General features: G+C 69.2%; 20 protein-coding genes. 14 read left to right on the top strand and 6 right to left on the bottom strand.

Features of this window, described 5'->3' with window-relative positions; translation table 11 throughout:
• Window positions 1-176: 176 nt before the first annotated feature.
• Window positions 177-998 (bottom strand): SDR family NAD(P)-dependent oxidoreductase, encoded by an 822-nt coding sequence (locus tag ACODR1_RS18880; RefSeq protein ID WP_488881832.1) that lies wholly within the window; start codon window positions 996-998, stop codon window positions 177-179.
• A gap of 68 nt (window positions 999-1,066) precedes the next feature.
• On the opposite strand from ACODR1_RS18880, the gene queF reads away from it, so the two are divergent.
• Window positions 1,067-1,522: a preQ(1) synthase gene (gene queF, locus ACODR1_RS18875; protein ID WP_101716658.1), complete on the top strand. Its 456-nt coding sequence runs from the start codon at window positions 1,067-1,069 to the stop codon at window positions 1,520-1,522.
• 4 nt (window positions 1,523-1,526) lie between these two features.
• Here queF and ACODR1_RS18870 read toward each other — a convergent pair whose 3' ends face one another.
• Together ACODR1_RS18870 and ACODR1_RS18865 are read right to left on the bottom strand one after the other, a co-directional pair.
• On the bottom strand, window positions 1,527-2,246 hold the full coding sequence (locus tag ACODR1_RS18870; protein WP_488881831.1) for a hypothetical protein: 720 nt from the start codon (window positions 2,244-2,246) through the stop codon (window positions 1,527-1,529).
• A 237-nt stretch (window positions 2,247-2,483) separates the two neighbouring features.
• On the bottom strand, window positions 2,484-3,098 hold the full coding sequence (locus ACODR1_RS18865) for a nitroreductase family protein (RefSeq protein WP_488881830.1): 615 nt from the start codon (window positions 3,096-3,098) through the stop codon (window positions 2,484-2,486).
• A 77-nt stretch (window positions 3,099-3,175) separates the two neighbouring features.
• Here ACODR1_RS18865 and ACODR1_RS18860 point away from each other — a divergent pair, with 77 nt between their 5' ends.
• The 4 genes from ACODR1_RS18860 to ACODR1_RS18845 all read left to right on the top strand — a co-directional run bounded on the left by ACODR1_RS18860 (window position 3,176) and on the right by ACODR1_RS18845 (window position 6,189).
• On the top strand, window positions 3,176-3,787 hold the full coding sequence (locus ACODR1_RS18860) for an NUDIX domain-containing protein (protein WP_488881829.1): 612 nt from the start codon (window positions 3,176-3,178) through the stop codon (window positions 3,785-3,787).
• Window positions 3,788-3,859: 72 nt separating this feature from the next.
• Window positions 3,860-4,690: a serine O-acetyltransferase gene (cysE, locus tag ACODR1_RS18855; RefSeq protein WP_101716655.1), complete on the top strand. Its 831-nt coding sequence runs from the start codon at window positions 3,860-3,862 to the stop codon at window positions 4,688-4,690.
• A gap of 274 nt (window positions 4,691-4,964) precedes the next feature.
• Window positions 4,965-5,876 (top strand): LysR substrate-binding domain-containing protein, encoded by a 912-nt coding sequence (locus ACODR1_RS18850; protein ID WP_488881828.1) that lies wholly within the window; start codon window positions 4,965-4,967, stop codon window positions 5,874-5,876.
• Window positions 5,877-5,982: 106 nt separating this feature from the next.
• Window positions 5,983-6,189: a DUF3126 family protein gene (locus ACODR1_RS18845; protein ID WP_101711814.1), complete on the top strand. Its 207-nt coding sequence runs from the start codon at window positions 5,983-5,985 to the stop codon at window positions 6,187-6,189.
• A gap of 167 nt (window positions 6,190-6,356) precedes the next feature.
• Here ACODR1_RS18845 and ACODR1_RS18840 read toward each other — a convergent pair whose 3' ends face one another.
• A complete protein-coding gene (locus tag ACODR1_RS18840; protein WP_488881827.1) occupies window positions 6,357-7,622 on the bottom strand; it encodes an MFS transporter in 1,266 nt (421 codons plus the stop codon).
• A 94-nt stretch (window positions 7,623-7,716) separates the two neighbouring features.
• On the opposite strand from ACODR1_RS18840, the gene ACODR1_RS18835 reads away from it, so the two are divergent.
• Together ACODR1_RS18835 and ACODR1_RS18830 are read left to right on the top strand one after the other, a co-directional pair.
• The gene (locus tag ACODR1_RS18835; protein WP_488881826.1) at window positions 7,717-8,331 is read left to right on the top strand and encodes a TetR/AcrR family transcriptional regulator; all 615 of its coding nucleotides are present in this window, start codon (window positions 7,717-7,719) and stop codon (window positions 8,329-8,331) included.
• Window positions 8,328-9,008, top strand: a complete 681-nt coding sequence (locus tag ACODR1_RS18830) for a GNAT family N-acetyltransferase (RefSeq protein ID WP_488881825.1) — start codon at window positions 8,328-8,330, stop codon at window positions 9,006-9,008. Before ACODR1_RS18835 ends, ACODR1_RS18830 begins: the two co-directional genes overlap by 4 nt.
• 82 nt (window positions 9,009-9,090) lie before the next feature.
• Here the strand turns inward: ACODR1_RS18830 and ACODR1_RS18825 are convergent, their stop codons facing one another.
• Together ACODR1_RS18825 and ACODR1_RS18820 are read right to left on the bottom strand one after the other, a co-directional pair.
• Window positions 9,091-11,082 carry an OPT family oligopeptide transporter gene (locus tag ACODR1_RS18825; protein WP_488881824.1) on the bottom strand — a complete coding sequence of 664 codons (1,992 nt, stop codon included), beginning with the start codon at window positions 11,080-11,082 and terminating at the stop codon, window positions 9,091-9,093.
• Window positions 11,083-11,183: 101 nt separating this feature from the next.
• Window positions 11,184-11,963, bottom strand: coding sequence for a PhoH family protein (locus ACODR1_RS18820; RefSeq protein ID WP_154112524.1), 780 nt, complete (start codon window positions 11,961-11,963; stop codon window positions 11,184-11,186).
• A gap of 313 nt (window positions 11,964-12,276) precedes the next feature.
• Between ACODR1_RS18820 and ACODR1_RS18815 the strand changes: the two genes are divergently transcribed.
• From ACODR1_RS18815 to ACODR1_RS18785, 7 genes are all read left to right on the top strand, one after another.
• Window positions 12,277-12,804, top strand: coding sequence for a gamma carbonic anhydrase family protein (locus ACODR1_RS18815; RefSeq protein WP_488881823.1), 528 nt, complete (start codon window positions 12,277-12,279; stop codon window positions 12,802-12,804).
• A gap of 529 nt (window positions 12,805-13,333) precedes the next feature.
• Complete coding sequence (locus ACODR1_RS18810) at window positions 13,334-13,615, top strand: hypothetical protein (protein WP_488881822.1); 282 nt, start codon at window positions 13,334-13,336, stop codon at window positions 13,613-13,615.
• Window positions 13,615-14,052: a periplasmic heavy metal sensor gene (locus ACODR1_RS18805; protein ID WP_488881821.1), complete on the top strand. Its 438-nt coding sequence runs from the start codon at window positions 13,615-13,617 to the stop codon at window positions 14,050-14,052. The genes ACODR1_RS18810 and ACODR1_RS18805 overlap by 1 nt, the downstream gene beginning before the upstream one ends.
• Entirely contained in the window at window positions 14,049-14,621 is a 573-nt protein-coding gene (locus tag ACODR1_RS18800) for an RNA polymerase sigma factor (protein ID WP_488881820.1), read from the top strand. The genes ACODR1_RS18805 and ACODR1_RS18800 overlap by 4 nt, the downstream gene beginning before the upstream one ends.
• Window positions 14,622-14,730: 109 nt before the next feature.
• Entirely contained in the window at window positions 14,731-16,539 is a 1,809-nt protein-coding gene (locus ACODR1_RS18795; protein ID WP_488881819.1) for a copper resistance system multicopper oxidase, read from the top strand.
• A complete protein-coding gene (locus ACODR1_RS18790) occupies window positions 16,539-17,498 on the top strand; it encodes a copper resistance protein B (protein ID WP_488881818.1) in 960 nt (319 codons plus the stop codon). Before ACODR1_RS18795 ends, ACODR1_RS18790 begins: the two co-directional genes overlap by 1 nt.
• Before the next feature lie 33 nt (window positions 17,499-17,531).
• The gene (locus ACODR1_RS18785) at window positions 17,532-17,861 is read left to right on the top strand and encodes a copper-binding protein (RefSeq protein WP_488881817.1); all 330 of its coding nucleotides are present in this window, start codon (window positions 17,532-17,534) and stop codon (window positions 17,859-17,861) included.
• Window positions 17,862-18,016: the final 155 nt, after the last annotated feature.

Raw genomic sequence — 18,016 nt, 5'->3', positions numbered from 1 at the left:
CCTTCACAAGCCGGGATTAACCGCGGGCCATGCTTTAGTTGCAATCAGCGGGGGCACAGCGCCAGCAATAAGAACACGGATCGCTCAAAACCTAGGCAACTGTGGCTCATTTGCTGCAGAAGCGGCGCATTGGCCACAGTTGTCGCGAAGTTGTCGATCTGCGTTTGCCTGCGACTTCAGCGCATCGACAAGGTCGCGGCGCCCAGATGCAGGCCGGCGTCGACGAGCAGGGTCTCGCCGGTGACGTGGCGTGCGGCGGGCGAGGCCAGGAACACCGCGGCCCCGGCGACGTCTTCGGCGGTCGAGGCGACCTGCAGCGGCGTGGCGGCGGCGGCTCCGGCCCGCAGGCGGGCGACGCGGTCCTCGTCCATGGCCTTGCCGAACCATGGGGTGTCGATGAAGCCGGGGCAGATGGCGTTGACGCGGATCTTCGGGGCCAGGGCGCGGGCCAGCGACAGGGTCATTGTGGTCATCGCGCCCTTGGACGCCGCGTAGGGCACCGACGAGCCATTGCCCATGACCCCGGCGATCGAGCTGGTGTTGACCACGGCGCCCGGACGCGGCGCGGCCTCGAGAAGGGTTCGGGCGGCGCGGACCATCTGGAAGGCGCCCACGACATTGACCGAATAGAGCTTGAGGAAGTCCTCGGCGTTCACCGCGTCGAGGTCGCCATGCTGCGGGGCGAACTTGGTCATGCCGGCGTTGTTGAACAGCGCGTCGATGCGGCCCGACGGCGCGGCGGTTTCGGCGATCCTGCGGCAGTCGGCGTCGTCGGCGACGTCGCCTTGGGCCAGCACGGCCTTGGCGCCCAGGGCCTCGACCTGGCGGGCGGTCTCTTCGGCCTCTTGCGCGCTGCGGGCGAAGTTGACGACGACCAGGCCCGCGCCCCGGCGGGCGGTCTCGACCGCGATCGCCCGGCCCAGGCCCGTGGAGGCGCCCGTGACCACCACCGTGAAGCCGTCGAAGTCGCGTCCGGTCATCGTTTCTCTCCCAAACAAGTGTTTGCGACACCGTAGCGAGGGCGCCGGCGCTTGTCTCGCCGGGGACGCGGGCCTAAATCGCCGCCATGACCGAACTTTCCGTGACCCAGCTGGGCCAGACCGTCGCCGCTCCCGCCAGCCCGGAAGAGGCCGTGCTCGAGGCCGTGCCGAACCCGCAGAACGACGTGCTGTACCTGGCGCGCTTCGTGGCGCCCGAATTCACCTCGCTGTGCCCGGTGACGGGCCAGCCCGACTTCGCGCACCTCGTCATCGACTACGCGCCGGGCGACTGGCTGATCGAGAGCAAGTCGCTGAAGCTCTATCTGACCAGCTTCCGCAACCACGGCTCGTTCCACGAGGACTGCACGGTCAAGGTGGCCCGCAAGATCGTCGAGGTCGCCAAGCCCCGCTGGCTGCGCATCGGTGGCTACTGGTACCCGCGCGGCGGCATCCCGATCGACGTCTTCTGGCAGACCGGCCCGGCGCCGGAAGGCCTGTGGGTGCCCGACCAGGGCGTGGCGCCGTACCGCGGCCGGGGGTGAGCCGCTAGGCGGTAGGCAGTCCGATAGGGGTGAAGGCGACGGTTCGGATCGCCTCCCCCGAAAGCACGATGTTGGGCAGGGGCTTGTCGCGTGGGTTGCGGACGTGGTGGACGAGGCCGCCCTTTGCCACGAGAGTGAAAACCTCACACTCGGCAAGCACCAGCGAGACGATCTTTTTGGACGAGTCCAAGGTCAGGTGCTTGAGAACGCCCTCATAGCCGACTGCCGCTCCGTCGAGCTCCAGGTTGGTGACGACGTGGGCGATGGCGCCCTGAGCGGCCGTGGCCTCGGCCACCCACCCATACAGCGCGCTTCTGACGGGACTTTTTGAGGCCAGTTGCCAACCTACCAGATAGTGGGTGGCAACGAACGTGAGCACGGTCAGCAGGACCAGGTTTCCAAGAGCCCAAAGCAGGTCGAGGCCACGCGCTCTGCCTTCCGACTGAGGCAGGTGCAGCGCTACGGCGTAGGGGTTGGGATGGGCGCTCTTCCAGCCGATATCGAGCACGCCGCACAAGAGTTCGCCCAAACCGTACAGTCCGGCCCAGACAAAGTGCGCGGCAAGTGCTCCACTGGCCACGAGGGCGAGCGTGATCACCGAGTTGGGCGGCGGCGGAGACGCTTCAAGGCCGGTCCGGAAGCCACCGGAGTAGACGCCGGCGACGAACGCAAAGCCTGGCGCGAGCAGAAAAATTGCCAGAACGAGCGTAAGGCTGAAGATCACCCGATGCGTCGTGCCGGCGCTTGTCCGGCTGAGTTCTTGTCGTCTTCCTGCGTCGAAGGCAAGCGAAGCACTCCGTCCTTGTCGGGCTTGGAGTGCGCGATCACCTCCGCCCAGGAACCGTAGTGTTCCCGCGCTTGCCGCAGAGCCTTCAAGGTCTCGGTCGACGTGACTTTCATGACCTCAATATGTGTCCATCACCGTGTGTCGCCAAGCGGAAACACAGGCATTTCAGCCTGCTTACTCGCTCCACTCACTCGTAATCGCCGTCACGTCCGGCCGCACGCGCTCCTGCGGTTGTTCCGCCGACGTGCCGATGTAGAGGAAGCCAGCGACCTTCTCGTTCTCGGCCGCACCGAGGATGTCGAGCGCCCGCTGGTCGAAGCTGTACCAGTCGGTGATCCAGTTGGCGCCGTAGCCCATGGCCGAGGCGGCCAGCAGCAGCTGGGTGCAGACCGCGCCGGCGCTCATCACCTGCTCCCATTCGGGCACCTCGTGCGGCACGGGGCGCGAGATCACGGCGATGGCCAGGGGCGGGGTCGTCAGCTTGCGCATGGCGGCCGTGGCCTTGGTCGGGTTGGCCTGGTCGGCGGCCAGCGGCGCGATCTTCGCCGCGAAGGCGGCCTTGGCCTCGCCGCGCAGGATCACGAACCGCCAGGGGGAAAGCTTGCCGTGGTCGGGCACGCGCGCGGCCAGACGCAGCAGGTCGGCCAGCTCGTCCTCGCTGGGGCCAGGCGCGTGCAGGGCCATGGCCGAAGCCGAGCGGCGGCGCGCCAGGAAGGCGAGGACCTCGGGCGCCGCCTCGATCGCGATCGGTTCGCCGAATTCGGGGGCGGGGGGAATGGAACCGGCCAAGACGATCTCCTGAAAGCGCGCTACAGGCACGTCACCTATGGCCGAGCCCCGGCCGGCACAAGTCGCGAGCCGTTCGCATGTCCGAGAAATTCGACTGGCTGAAGCCGCACGGTCAGCCCTGGGGCGTCACCAGCGCCCGCCAGGTCTACGACAACCCCTGGGTCACGCTGACCGAGTACCAGGCCGTGGCGCCCACGGGGCGACCGGCGCTCTATGGCAAGCTGTCGTTCAAGAATAGGGCGATCGGGATCGTGCCCCTGCATGAGGACGGCACGGTGACCCTGGTGGGCCAGAACCGCTTCGCCCACGCCAACTACAGCTGGGAGCTGCCCGAGGGCGGCGCGCCGCTGGACGAGGATCCGCTGGAGGGCGCCAAGCGCGAACTCGCCGAGGAGGTGGGTCTGGTCGCGGCCGAATGGCGGCCGCTGCTATGGATGGAACTGTCGAACTCGATCACCGACGAGATCGCCATCGGCTTCCTGGCGCTGGGCCTGTCGCCCACTGAGAGCGCCCCCGACGACACCGAGGACCTGGCCGTGGCCCGCGTGCCGTTCGCCGATGCGCTGGAGGCGGCGGTCACTGGGCGGATGCCCGACTCGTTGACGGTGGCGTTACTGCTCCGGGTGCACCATATGGCGGTCGTGGGCGAACTGCCGGCCGATCTGGCCGCGCTCGTCCTGGCTCGCTAGCAGCGCGCCGTCTGTTCGGCTGGAGCGTTTTGAATAAATATGCTCTAGTCACCGCTGGGAAGGGAGAGCCCCGTGGCCAAGCCTTTAGAAGTCGTGACCGATAAGGCCGCGCCGCCCGTCTGGGCCGCGCTGCGCAACCAGGCCGAACATGCCGCCAAGGCCGAACCGGCCCTGGCGTCGCTGCTCAACGCCGTCATTCTCAGCCACGACAACCTGGCCGACGCCCTGACCTTCCAGTTGGCCCGTAAGCTGGGCGACCAGGAGATGCGGGCCATGACCGCCCGCGAGTTCGCCGCCGAGGCCTTCGAGAGCGACCCGGCCCTGGTGGCCGCCGCCGAGGCCGACCTGCGCGCGGTGTTCGAGCGCGACCCGGCCACCAAGGGCTATGTCCAGCCGTTCCTGTTCTTCAAGGGCTTCCTGGCGCTGCAGACCCACCGCGTGTCGCACTGGCTGTGGGAGAACAATCGCGAGACCCTGGCCTTCTACCTGCAGAGCCGCGCCAGCGAGGTGTTCCAGGTCGACATCCACCCGGCCTCGCGCGTGGGCGCGGGCGTGTTCATCGACCACGGCACCGGCATCGTCATCGGCGAGACGGCGGTGGTCGGCGACGACGTCTCGATGCTGCACGGCGTGACCCTGGGCGGCACCGGCGCCGAGCGCGGCGACCGCCACCCCAAGATCGGCAAGGGCGTGCTGCTGGGCGCGGGCGCTAAGGTGCTGGGCAATATCCAGATCGGCGACTACGCCAAGGTGGCCTCGGGCTCGGTGGTGCTCAAGCCCATCCCGGCCCACTGCACCGCCGCCGGCGTGCCGGCCCGCATCGTCAACTGCCCCACCTGCGAAGAGCCGGCCAGGACCATGGACCACACCCTGGCCGACGTGGTGTACGACTACGTGATCTGAAGGGGGCTTCCATCCACAAAAATGGGACCTTTTTCCGTAAAATCCCCGCTCTCGCGGGGATTTTACGGGTGGGGGAGGCACGCCACGAGCCGCGCCGTCTCCGGCCTCTCCACCGGCTTTGCCGTCATCCCATAGACCGCCAGCGCCCACAGCGCCGCGACCGCCGCCCATTGGGCCGGCGTGATTTTCCGCTGTCTGTCCATGCGCCGTTTATCCGGCGGTTGCCCCGGCGCGGCTAACGACTTATCGGTCGAGGTCTGTGAGGTTTCGTCACATGGCCCGACGTCCGCTGCCCCCGCTAAACGCCCTGCGCGCCTTCGAGGCCTTCGGCCGCCGCGGCCGCATGACCCTGGCCGCCGACGAACTGTGCGTCACCCACGGCGCGGTCAGCCGACAGGTCCGCCAGTTGGAGGACCATCTCGGCGTCGCCCTGACCGAGGGGCCGCGCAATCGCCTGGTCATGACCGAGGCGGGGCTGAAGCTGGCCCAGGGCCTGACGCGGGCCTTCGACATCCTCGAGGAATCCGTGCCGCGCCCGCCCGAGGACGAGCCGCGTCCGACGGTGGTGTCGTGCCTGCCGACCTTCGCCATGAAGTGGCTGATCCCGCGCCTGCCCGACTTCCTGGAGCGCTTTCCCGACACGCCGGTGCGGGTGGCCGAGTCCAACGGGCCGTTCGACTTTCGCGCCGACGGGATCGACCTGGCCATCCGCATGCGCGACCCCGATGGTCCGCCGTCGCCGGACGGCGAGGCGACGGCCTTTCTCGACACACATGTCGGGCCGGTTGTGGCGCCCGATCTGGCGGCGAAGGCGTCCAGCGTAGAGGGCCTTTTGACGCTGCCGCGCCTGCACACCCGCACCTTCCTGCACGGCTGGGACCAGTGGGCCGAGGGGGCGGGCGTGGCCTTGTCGCCGGCCGGCCTGGTGCGCGAGTTCGACCACTATTTCTACATGATCGAGGCCGCGGCGGCCGGGCTGGGCGCAGCCATGGTTCCGCACGCCTTCGTCGAGCGCGATCTTGCGGCCGGCCGGCTGGTCGCGCCGCTGGGCATGGTTCCCCAGCCCACCCTGCTGTGCGCGCTGACGCCCCTCTCCGGCGCCTCGCGCGGGGCCCGGCGGTTCCGCGACTGGCTGGTCGAGCAGGGGCGGGCCTCGCCTTCGCCGCCGTTTTCTCAACAGACCTGATCGGGCGCCCGCGCAAAAGGCCTTACACTTTGCGCCGTGGACCTCTAGTTTCCCGCCATTCCGCCCCACGGGGGCGAAAGCCCAACAACGAGATCAGGAGCCCCCCGTGGACGCCGCCGCCATCGCCAAGCTCGAAGCCCACCTGAAGCGCACCTTCGGCAACCCGCACATCGCCGTGAAGGCCCGTCCCAAGCAAAAGGACTCGGCCGAAGTCGAAGTGAAGGGCGAATTCATCGGCGTCGTCTTCCAGGACGAGGACGAGGACGGCTCGTACATGTTCGAGATGGCCATCCTGGCCGAAGACCTCGACTAAGCCTTTCGCCTGTTCAGGCAGGAAGCGGCCGCCCCGGTTTCGCCGGGGCGGCCGTTCTTGTTCGAGTGTCACCCATCCGTAAAATCCCCACGAAAGCCTGGGCGCTCGACGATAGAACACCTGGGTCCCCGCTTTCGCGGGGGGGGGGGGGTACGGAGGAGGCGGGTTCAGATCGCCGCCGCCTTCACTTCCCGCCGGATCAGCAGCGAAGCGCCCGCCGCGATCAGGCCGGCCACGCCCGCCAGGATGAAGGCCTGGACGTACTGGCCTTGGGCCGCGCGGATCATGCCCGCGCCGACCGCCGCAGTCGCCGCGCCCAACTGGTGGCCGGCGGCGATCCAGCCGAACACGATCGGGCCGTCGCGGTCGCCGAAGGCCTGGGTGGCCAGGCGCGCGGTCGGCGGCACGGTGGCGATCCAGTCCAGGCCGTAGAACACCGCGAACACCGACAGGCTGACGATCGAGAAGTCCGAATAGGGCAGGTAGATCAGCGAGAGGCCGCGCAGGGCGTAGTAGACGAAGAGCAGCTTGCGCGGGTCATGGCGGTCGGTCAGCCAGCCCGACGCCGTCGTGCCGAAGAGGTCGAACAGGCCCATCAGCGCCAGCAGGCCGGCGGCGCGGACCTCGGGCATGCCCCGGTCGCCGCAGAAGGCGATCATGTGCACGCCGATCAGGCCGTTGGTGGTCAGGCCGCAGATGAAGAAGCCCAGGAACAGCAGCCAGAAGGTGCGGGTCTTGCTGGCCCGCGCCAGGGCCCCGAAGGCGCCGGCCAGGGCGTTGGAAGCCGAGCCGCGCGGCGGCTCTTCCCAGTCCTCGCCCGCGCCGAACGGCTTGTGGCCGATGTCGGAGGGGCGCTCGGGGATCAGCAGCCAGGCGATGGGGGCCATCACCGCGGCGACGGCGGCCACGGTCAGCACCACCGGGCGCCAGCCGCCGTGCTCGGCGATGAAGGCCATGGCCGGCAGGAAGATCAGAGAGCCTGTGGCGGTGGCGGCGGTCAAAAGGCCCAGCATCAGGCCGCGCCGCTCGACGAACCAGCGATTGACGATGGTCGCGCCCAGCACCATGGCCACCGCGCCACTGCCGAAACCCGCCAGCACCCCCCAGGTGGCGACGTAGTGCCAGGTCTGGGTCATGAAGGCCGAAAGCCCCGTCGAGACGGCCATCAGCACCAAGGCCAGGCTCACCGTCTTGCGCACGCCGAACGACTGCATCAGGGCCGCGGCGAAGGGACCGGTCAGGCCGTAGAGGAAGATGCCGATGGCGGCGGCCAGCGAGATCGAGCCCCGGTCCCAGCCGAAGCTCTTTTCCAGCGGGAGGATCAGCACCCCCGGCGCGGCCCGCAGGCCGGCGGCCGCAAGCAGGGCCAGGAAGGTCACGCCGGCCACCACGAAGGCGTAGTTGCGGCCGAAGGGGCGTCGGATCGTCGCCATGCGGGTTTCCTCGCGGAAAATGTAACCGATCGGTACGGGTCTTGATGGCGTTGTACGTACCGGTTAGTAACATCGTCAAGAGGCCTTCTGAGCTATGACGAAAACCGACGCCGACGCCCCCCTGCATCTCCAGCCCTACGGGCCAGGCCCGCGCGCGGCCGAGAAGATTTTCGAGACGGCCCGCGACCTGTTCTACCGCGAGGGCATCCGCGCCGTCGGCGTCGACGAGATCGTCAGCAAGGCGGGGGTGACCAAGCCCAGCCTCTATCGCAGCTTCAAGTCCAAGGACGACCTGGTCGCCGCCGTGCTGCGCGAGGTGGAGGAGGGCTTCTGGGACCGCTTCAAGTCGGCCGAGGACGCCTTCCCGGACGATCCCAAGGCCCAGATGGTCGCCTATTTCGAGGGCCTGGCCGCACGCTCGGGCGGGGCCGACTATCGCGGCTGCGCGCTGAGCAACGCCGTCGTCGAATATCCCGATCGCAGCCATGCCGGCCGGGCGGTGTCGCAGGCGCACAAGCAGGACCTGCGCGATCGCCTGCGGGCCAAGGCGCAGGTGATGGGCGCTTCGGATCCCAAGGCCCTGGGCGATGCGATGATGTTGCTGATCGAGGGGGTGTTCACCTCCAGCCAGATGTTCGACGACGACGACAAGCCGGCCCTGGCGGTGGTGGGCGCGGTCAAGGCCCTGATCGCGGCGTACTGCCCGTGAGCTACCCCCTCGACCGTCCCGTCTGGTCCAGCCTGACCGGTCGCCAGTCGCGTCTGGCGGTCACGCGGGGCCGCGCCCTGCGGATGGATCCTGACTTCGGCATGTTCGCCGCCGTCGCCGACGAGACGCCGGAGAGCCTGGCGGCCTTGGGCGAACTGGTGCGAGAGCATGGAACCAGCGGCCTGGTGGAGCTTTCGCAGCTTCCGCCGGTTCCGGGGACGGTCGTGCTGTCCAGCGCCCTGTGCTGGCAGATGGCGGCGGAAGCGGTCACGCCGCTGAAGCCGCTGGATTTCGAGATCGTCCCGCTGGGCGACGCCGATGCGCCCGAGATGCTGGCCCTGGCGACCCTGACCAAGCCCGGGCCGTTCTTCACGCGCACCCACGAACTGGGCGACTTCGTCGGCGTGAAGGTCGGCGGAGAGCTGGCGGCCATGGCCGGCGAGCGGATGCGGCCAGACGGCTTCACCGAGGTCAGCGGCGTCTGCACCCGGCCCGAGTTTCGCGGCAAGGGCTACGCCGCCGGTCTGATGGCGCGTGTAGCGGGCGCGATCCTGGCGCGAGGCGAGACGCCGTTCCTGCACAGCTACGCCGACAATGCCGGGGCCAATGGGCTCTACCAGGCCCTGGGGTTCGAGCGCCGGGCCGACCTGCGGTTCACGGTGCTGGCGCCCGAGTAGGGGCAGGCTTCGCCCTCAAACGAAAAGACCCCGGAGGGCGCTGGCCATCCGGGGTCTTCGTCGTTCAGCGGAGAGAGGCCGGTCAGGCCTCTTCCATCTTCCGCGCCTGGATCCGGCACCAGCCGTAGAGGCCGGCGACCACGACCGCCGCGACGATGATGGCGATGACCATGCCCAGGTGCTCGGGCGGCGGGTTGGCGATGGCCAGCGGCGCGCCCTTGTTGGTGGAGACGATCAGCAGGGCCAGGGCCACGTTGAACAGGCTCTCGCCGACGATGAAGCCCGAGGCGATCAGCACGCCCAGGCGCTTGGCGACCTCGGCCTTGCGGTCCTTGGAGACGACGCGCTCGAAGATCCAGCCGGCGACGGCGCCGACGACCACCGGGGCGGTCACGGCGCTGGGCAGGTAGATGGCCAGGCCCACGCCCAGAGGCGGCAGGCTGAAGCGGTCCTTGCTGGCGCGGCGCAGCACGATGTCGACCACGACGAGGGCCAGGCCGATCAGGGCGCCCACGCCCAGCAGGTCCCACTGCAGGTTATGGCCGATGACGCCCTTGGCCAGGGTCGAGATCAGCGTCGCCTGCGGCGCGGCCAGCGGCTCGGCCCCGGGCACGACATTCAGGTTCGGCGCGCCGACGAAGCCGTTCGACTTGGCCAGCAGGTCGAGCACGAACGGGATGACGGTCGCGCCCGACAGCACGCCGATCACCAGGGCCGACTGCTGCTTCCACGGGGTGGCGTCGACCAACTGGCCGGTCTTCAGATCCTGCAGATTGTCATTGGCCACCACGGCCACGGCCAGCACGGTGGCGGTGACGTAGAGGGCGAAGGCGACCAGGGCCTTGGCGGCGTCGGGGCCGATCAGGCCGCGGCCGATGGCGCCGACCAGCAGCGAGGCGCCCAGCACCGTCAGGATGGCGATGCCCGAGACCGGGCTGTTGGACGAGCCGATCAGGCCGGCCATGTAGCCGCAGACGGCGGCGGCCAGCAGGCCGGCGAACACCAGGTAGGCGACGGCGGCGATGGTCAGCGGCAGGGCCAGGGCGCCGGCCGGACCACCCAGCGCGAAGGCGGCCAGCAGCCAGCCGGCCGGGGCCAGCAGGGCCACCGACACCAGGCCGACGACGAACAGCGGGATGTCCTGCTCGACGCGGGGCAGGTCGCCGCCGCCCGAGCGACGGGCCTTGCCGGCCTCGAAGGCCGACACCAGGCCGCGCCAGATCGGCACGACCAGTTTGCCCAGGGTCCAGATGGCGGCTGCGCCGATGACGCCGGCGCCCAGGAAGCGCACCTTGGTGGCCCAGACGGTCAGGGCGTGGTCGGCGACGCTGGCGCCGGCTTCGGCGGGGAACACGCCGGTCAGGATCGGCACCAGCACGGCCCAGGCGATGAACAGGCCGGTGAACATGGCGATGCCGACGGTGATGCCCATCAGGTGACCCGCGCCCATCAGGGCCAGCGAGCTCGACGCGCCGATGCCGGTCGCCCCCTTGCCGACCTTGACGAAGGCGGCGACCTCGGCGGCGAAGATCTTGGCCGCGCCGAGCGCGGCGAAGGCGGCCGAGGCCAGGGTGCCGGCGATCACGGCCCACAGGCCCGCCTTGCCCTCGGCCGCGCCTTCACGCGAACCCGAGCCGACCTTCAGCACCTCGGCGGCGGCGACGCCTTCCGGGTAGGGCAGGGGCGAGTTGGTCACCAAGGCTCGGCGGAGGGGAATGGTATACATCACGCCCAGGATGCCGCCGACGGCGCAGATGCCGAAGGTGGCCAGGAACGGGATGTCCGACCACCAGCCGATCATCAGGAGGCCCGGCAGCACGAAGATCACCGACGAAAGCGTGCCCGCGGCCGAGGCGATCGTCTGGACGATGTTGTTTTCCTGGATGGTCGAGGTGCGGAAGAACCGCAGCAGGGCCATCGAGATCACCGCGGCCGGGATCGAGGTGGCGAAGGTCAGGCCGACCTTCAGGCCCAGATAGACCTGGGCGGCCGTGAAGACGACGGTGATGAGGATGCCCAGGATCACGCCGCGGAGCGTGAACTCCGAGCGTGGGGCGGCGGTGATATCGGACATGCGGGTTCCGCAAACAGTTAAGGCGGCCGGACCTTGCCGTCCGGCCGCCTCATACTCAAGCCTTTCGAGGTTTGAACTGTTACAAAATCACAGATTCAGGGTCACAGAACGCCCAGCATCTCGGCCACCAGGGGATGGCGGACGATGTCGCGGTCCTCCAGGCGGACGACGGCGATGTTGGACATCTGCTCGAAGCGGTCGGCCACGTCGCCCAGGCCCGAGATGCCCGGCAGCAGGTCCGACTGGTTCGGGTCGCCGGTGACCACCATGGTCGAGTGCCAGCCCAGGCGCGTCAGCAGCATCTTCAGCTGCATGTAGGTGCAGTTCTGGGCCTCGTCGATCACCACGAAGGCGTTGTTCAGGGTGCGGCCGCGCATGAAGCCGACCGGGGCGATCTCGATGGCGCCCTCGGCCATCAGGGCCCGCATGCGCTTGACCGAAAGGCGATCGGTCAGGGCGTCGTAGAGCGGCCGCAGATAGGGGGCCAGCTTGTCTTCCATGTCGCCCGGCAGGTAGCCGATCGACTCCCCGGCCTCGACGGCGGGACGCGACAGGACGATGCGGTTGACCCGGCCGGCCTCGAGGGCCTCCACGGCCTTGGCGATGGCGAGATAGGTCTTGCCGGTGCCGGCCGGACCGAGCGCCATGACCAGGTTCTTGCTGTCCATGGCCTCCATGAGCTGCGCCTGGCCTGGCGATTTCGGTTTTATCGTCTTGATGTAGCTCTGATCACGGGGCGCGTTGTCCGTTTCCCCCAGCGGCGACCAGCCGCCGCGATGCTCCACCGGCAGGCGACGCACCTTGGCGTCGTCGTCGTAGCGGCCGTCAGCGCCTTCGCGCACCATCCGCTTAAGGGCTCGCTTGGTCATCAAAGCCTCCATTCGGGCATGAAAAAAGGACGAGGCCGTAAGGCGTCGTCCTTGGGTCGATGAGAGGAGCAGAAGACGGAGCCGCAGGCGCGGCCGGGCGGCTCGGTGGAGCCCCAGGAAGGCGGTGCTGTACGCCGGAACGCCGAACGCAAGACCCTGTTCTCCGTCATCAGGAGGCCGCGGACGGTATGGACCGCGGCGGATACGGAAGGAAAGTCCCCCGATGAGAGGATGTTCCACCCCGAATCACCGGATCTACAATAGGGGCTTTTATGGTTTATGAGCGATTAAAGGTCGCAGCCTTGGAAGAACACGGGGTGTACGGATGACTGTCTATTCGTTGGGCGATATCGCGCCGGATCTTCCGCCGCAGGACGAATACTGGATCGCCCCGACCGCCAGCGTGATGGGCAATGTCGTGCTCAAGCAGAACGCCAGCGTCTGGTGGGGCGCGGTGCTGCGCGGCGACAACGATCCGATCACCATCGGTGAGAACAGCAACATCCAGGACGGTTCGGTGCTGCACACCGACGCCGGGATCCCGCTGACCATCGGCGCCAACGTCACCGTCGGCCACATGGTGATGCTGCACGGCTGCACGATCGGCGACGGCTCGCTGATCGGCATCGGCTCGATCATCCTCAACGGCGCGAAGATCGGGAAGAACTGCCTGATCGGCGCCGGCGCCCTGATCACCGAGGGCAAGGAGATTCCCGACAACTCGATGGTGGTCGGCGCGCCGGGCAAGATCATTCGCGAGGTCAGCGAGCACCAGGCGATGATCCTGCAGGCCTCGGCCCTGCACTATGTGCAGAACTGGAAGCGCTATCGCGCCGGCCTGAAGGCCATTTGACAGGAAAAGCGCAGGAGCGCCGCCCGGAGGGGGGGATGGGCGGCGCTCCTGTCAGACCCGCGCAAGGGGCTTGAGCGCGGGGCCTTCTCACGACGGCGGCGGGACTGTCGCCGGCGTGGAAGTCGGATGGACCGGGAAGGCGCTCTCCACGAAGCCGCCGGTCGATCTGATGACCGGCATGATGTCGGGCGGCCCTTCCGATCGGATTAAGGTTGAGTTCGCGCAAAATCAGTAACGATGTTCTGCGGTTTTCCGGGGCGAAGCCCGGGCGGAAACCTCGTCATCCAGGCCTGGGTCTGCGCGCGATCGCCTTATGGGCGAGCGGTCCTCGTATTTTCCGGATAGGACGACGGCGGCCGGGGCCTTTTCACCATCGCCGCGGATCGTTCGGGTCTCCTGAAGGCCAGGCCTGCGGCAATATGACCGCAAGGCCGCCGGGCCCTTTCAAGGGGCGCGAACGGCTTGGCCATTTGTTGAGGGATTGGGCCGCGCCGGGCGTATTGTCCTGGCGAGAGCCAGGGAAACCGACATGAGCGAACAGCTCGACCACTTGATCGAAGCGATGCGGCGCCAGCCGCAGGCCCGGCTGGATGGCCTGGAAGGGCGCGTCTGGGCGCGGATCGACGTCCTGCGCCAGCCCTCTGGGATGCTGCTGACGCCGCTGCGCGCCGCCGCGGTGGTGGCCGCCCTGGGGATCGGCATGATCGGCGGCAACCTCGCCACGACCTCGACGACGAGCAGGCCGGTGGAGATCGCGGCCTTCTCGGTCGACGCCCACCTGGCGCCGTCGACCCTGCTGGACGGTCGGTGATGGCGATCTCGCGCGGCGCGGTGCTGACCGTGGTGCTGGCCCTGGCGGCTGGGATCGGCGGCGGCTGGCTCGGCTCCGGCCATCTGGTTCCCAAGCGCGAGGCGCCGTCGCTGCACGACGTCGTCCACAACGAACTGAAGCTGACCGCCCAGCAGGACCGCCGCATCGAGGCGCTGGAGCAGGACTTCGCCGTGCGCCGGCGCGCGCGGGAAGCCGAACTGCGGGCCGCCAACGCCCAGCTGGCCGCCGCCATCCAGGCCCGCCACGAATATACGCCCGAGGTCGCCGCGGCGGTCGAACGCTTCCACGTGGCGATGGGAACCCTGCAGAAGGAGACCGTCGAGCACGTGCTGGCCATGCGCAAGGAGCTGACCCCCGCGCAGGCGGCCAAGTTCGATCGTCGCGTCAGCGAAGCGCTCACGCCCGAGACCCCGTGACCCGGCCATCGGTCGACGACGAGGACGGCGCGCTGGCCCGCAGGGCGGCGCGGGGCGACGACCTCGCCTTCAGCCTGCTCATGCGTCGTCACAAGGGCCGGCTGCACGCCTTCGCCCGGCGTCACCTGGGCGACGCCGACGCGGCTCTGGACGTCGTGCAGGAGAGCTTCGTCGCCGCCTGGAAGGCGCTGGACCGCTACGATCCCGCGCGCCCGTTCTCGACCTGGCTGGCCGCCATCGCCCTGAACAAGTGCCGCGACCGCGGTCGCCGCCTGAAGGTGCGGCGGCTGATCCTCGGGGAACGCTCGATCGACGCCCCGGGAGTCCCAGACTACGCCGACCCAGCGGCGGGGCCCGAAACCCAGGCCCTGCGCGGCGAGCAGATGGCGCGGCTGGAGCGGGCGATCGCGCGGCTTCCCGACCAGCTGAAGGAGCCGCTGATCCTGACCAGCCTGGAGGGCCTGTCGCAGCAGGAAGCGGCCGATCTGCTGAAGGTCAGCGCCAAGGCCGTGGAGACCCGCGTCTACCGGGCCCGTCGGCGGCTGGCCGAATGGCTGGCCGAGACCTGAAACATTTTCCCGGGACGTTGAGGGAAGGCCGCGCGGGGCGCGTAGCATGGGGCGAGACCGCGTCGCGTCCGGAAGGGCGCTCCCCCGGCGCGCCGTACGAAGGACTGACATGCGTATCTCCCGCGGGGCTCTGGACCGCCGCCGTTTCCTGCGATCCCTGGCGATCCTCGGCGGCGGCGCGGCGCTGGCCGACCTGCTGCCCGCCTGGGCGCTTCCTGCGCAGGCGGGCGAGCGCTCGCCCGCGGCGCTGAGCGGCGAGGACATTCATCTGAAGATCGGCCACGCGACCATTTCGGTGGACGGCCGCACCAGCCACGCGGTGACGATCAACGGAACCGTGCCCGGACCGCTGATCCGGCTGAAGGAAGGCCAGACCGTCCGGCTGCACGTCAGCAACGACCTGGAGGAAGAGACCTCGATCCACTGGCACGGCCTTCTGGTGCCGTTCGAGATGGACGGCGTGCCGGGCGTCAGCTTCCCGGGGATCAAGCCGGGCGAGACCTTCGTCTACGAGTTCAAGGTCAAGCAGTCGGGCAGCTTCTGGTACCACAGCCACTCGGGCCTGCAGGAGCAGGTCGGGCACTACGGCCCGATGATCATCGATCCGGCGGGCGAGGACCCGGTGGCCTTCGATCGCGAGCATGTCGTGGTGCTGTCGGACCACACCCGCGTTCACCCCCACCAGATCTTCCGCCGGCTCAAGCAGCAGAGCGGCGCCTTCAACTTCCAGCGCCAGACCATCGCCGGCCTGCTGAAGGGCAAGGACCAGACCCTGGCCGAGCGTCTGGAATGGGGCCGGATGCTGATGGATCCGACCGACATCTCCGACGTCACCGGGGCGGCCTACACCTTCCTGATCAACGGCCGGGGCCCGCAGGACAACTGGACGGGCCTGTTCACGCCCGGCGAGCGGGTGCGGCTGCGGTTTATCAACGCCGCCGCCCAGTCGGTGTTCAACGTCCGCATCCCGGGGCTGAAGCTGACCGTGGTCGCCGCCGACGGCCAGCATGTGCGGCCCGTCGAGGTCGACGAGTTCCAGATCGGCAACGCCGAGACCTACGACGTCATGGTTCAGCCGGTCGAGGACAAGGCCTTCACCATCGTCTCGGAGTCGGTCGACCGCTCGGGCCTGGGCCGCGCGACGCTGGCGCCCCGGCCGGGTATGACCGCCGAGGTCCCGCCTGTGCGCGAGCGGCCCCTGGCCGACATGCGCGACATGGGCATGGACATGTCAGGCATGGACCACGGCGGCATGGATCACGCGGCCATGGGCCACGCCATGCCCGCGGCCGAGCCCGGCATGGCGCCGCCGCGGGCCCGGGGCGGCGACGTGATGGCCAAGGGCGACATGGGCGGCATGGACATGTCCATGCGCAATCCCGACAACGCCCCGCAGGTGCCGCTCGGTCCCGGCGTGCAGATGCTCTCGCCGATGGCGGTGGACCGCACGGCCGAGCCCGGCCAGGGGCTGGAGAGCGTCGGCCATCGGGTGCTGGTCTATCGCGACCTTGTGGCGCTGGAGCCCAATCCGGATCAGCGCGCGCCGGAACGGTCGATCGAGATCCACCTGACCGGCAACATGGAACGCTTCATGTGGGGCTTCGACGGCCGCAAGTTCAGCGACAAGCCGCCGCCCTATGCGTTCCGGCATGGCGAGCGGGTGCGGGTCGTGCTGGTCAACGACACGATGATGGCCCACCCGATCCATCTGCACGGCCACTATTTCGAGCTGGCCTTCGGTCCCGTCGGACACATGCCGCGCAAGCACACGGTGATCGTGCTGCCGGGAGGGCGGGTCGCCTTCGACTTCACCGCCGAGACCGGCGATTGGGCCTTCCACTGCCACATGCTCTACCACATGCACGCCGGGATGTTTCAGGTCTTCAGCGTGCGCGACGGCCAAGGGGAGGGCGCGTGATGAAGGCCTCCCTGATCGCCCTGCTGCCGTTGCTGTGGGCCGGCCCGGCCCTGGCGCAGCACGACCACCACGCGCCGGCGCCGGCCGATCCGCACGCGGGCCACGACATGGGCGCGACGCCGGCGGTTCCCCAGACAGCGCCTGATCCTCACGCCGGCCACGACATGGGTGCGATGGCGCCCGAACTGTCGCCCGAACTGTCGATGGAGCCGCCGCCGCTGCCCGATCGCGAGACCGCCGCGCCGCCGGCGCCTAGCGACCACCTGGCCGACCGGGTCTTCGATCCCGCCGCTATGGAGCGGGCGCGCGCCGTGCTGCGCCAGGAGCACGGCGGGGCCCAGGCCTCGCAGGTGATGCTCAACCTCTTCGAATATCAGGCCCGCTCGGGCGGCGACGGCTATCACTGGGCCGGCGAGGCCTGGTTCGGCGGCGACATCGACCGGCTGGTCATCAAGTCGGAAGGCGAGGGCGACCGCCACGGCGTCGAGAGCGGCGAGGTGCAGGCGCTCTATTCGCGGGCGATGGGTCTCTACACCGACCTGCAGGTGGGCGTCCGCCAGGACCTGGAGCCCAGGTCGCGCACCTACGCGACGGTCGGGTTCGAGACCCTATTGCCCTACTGGATCGAGGCCGAGGGCGCGGTCTTCGTGTCCAGCAAGGGCGATGTCCTGGCCAGGGCCGAGGGCGCGATCGACTGGCGCCTGACCCAGCGCCTGATCCTGCAGCCGCGCGCCGAGCTCAACTTCGCCGCCCAGGACGTGGCCGAGACCGGCACGGGCTCGGGCCTGTCGGACGCCGAGCTTGGCCTTCGCCTGCGCTACGAGGTGCGGCGCGAGTTCGCTCCCTATGTCGGCGTCACCTGGGGGCGGCGCTTCGGACGCACCGCCGACTACGCCCGGGCCGCCGGGGAAGGGGTTTCCGACACCAGCCTGGTGCTGGGCCTGCGGGCCTGGTTCTAGCGCCCCCAAGTCATTTGTTCACGGAGTAAGCTCATGAAAGTTCTCGGCATCGCGGGCGGCATGGTCGCCCTGGCCCTCCTCGCCCAGCCGGCCGCGGCCCAGACCGACGACCACGCCGGTCATGCGGGCCATGCCGCCCCGGCCGCCGCTTCGGCGATCGAGGCCGTCGGCGTGGTGCGGGCGGTCGACGCCAAGGCCGGCAAGGTCACCCTGGCGCACGAGGCGATCCCGGCCCGCAAGTGGCCGCCGATGACCATGGCCTTCAAGGTCTCCGACCCGGCCCTGCTGAGGGACCTCGCCGTCGGGACCAAGGTCCGCTTCAAGCTGGACGGCCAAACGATCACCGGCCTGACCGCGCTCTAGGCGGCAACGGCGACGCAGGACGGGTCCCGCTCTCCTCGCGAGGGCGGGACCTTTTCGCGTCTATGGCGCGGCGATCGGCGCCAGCCGGCCGAGCCAGGCGACGAGGGCGATGACCACCAGGCCGGCGGCGGTCTCGGCCAGCAGGCTGCGGCGCA

Source organism: Caulobacter sp. FG7 (assembly GCF_057808875.1).
This window is presented reverse-complemented; position numbering and strand designations above follow the sequence as displayed.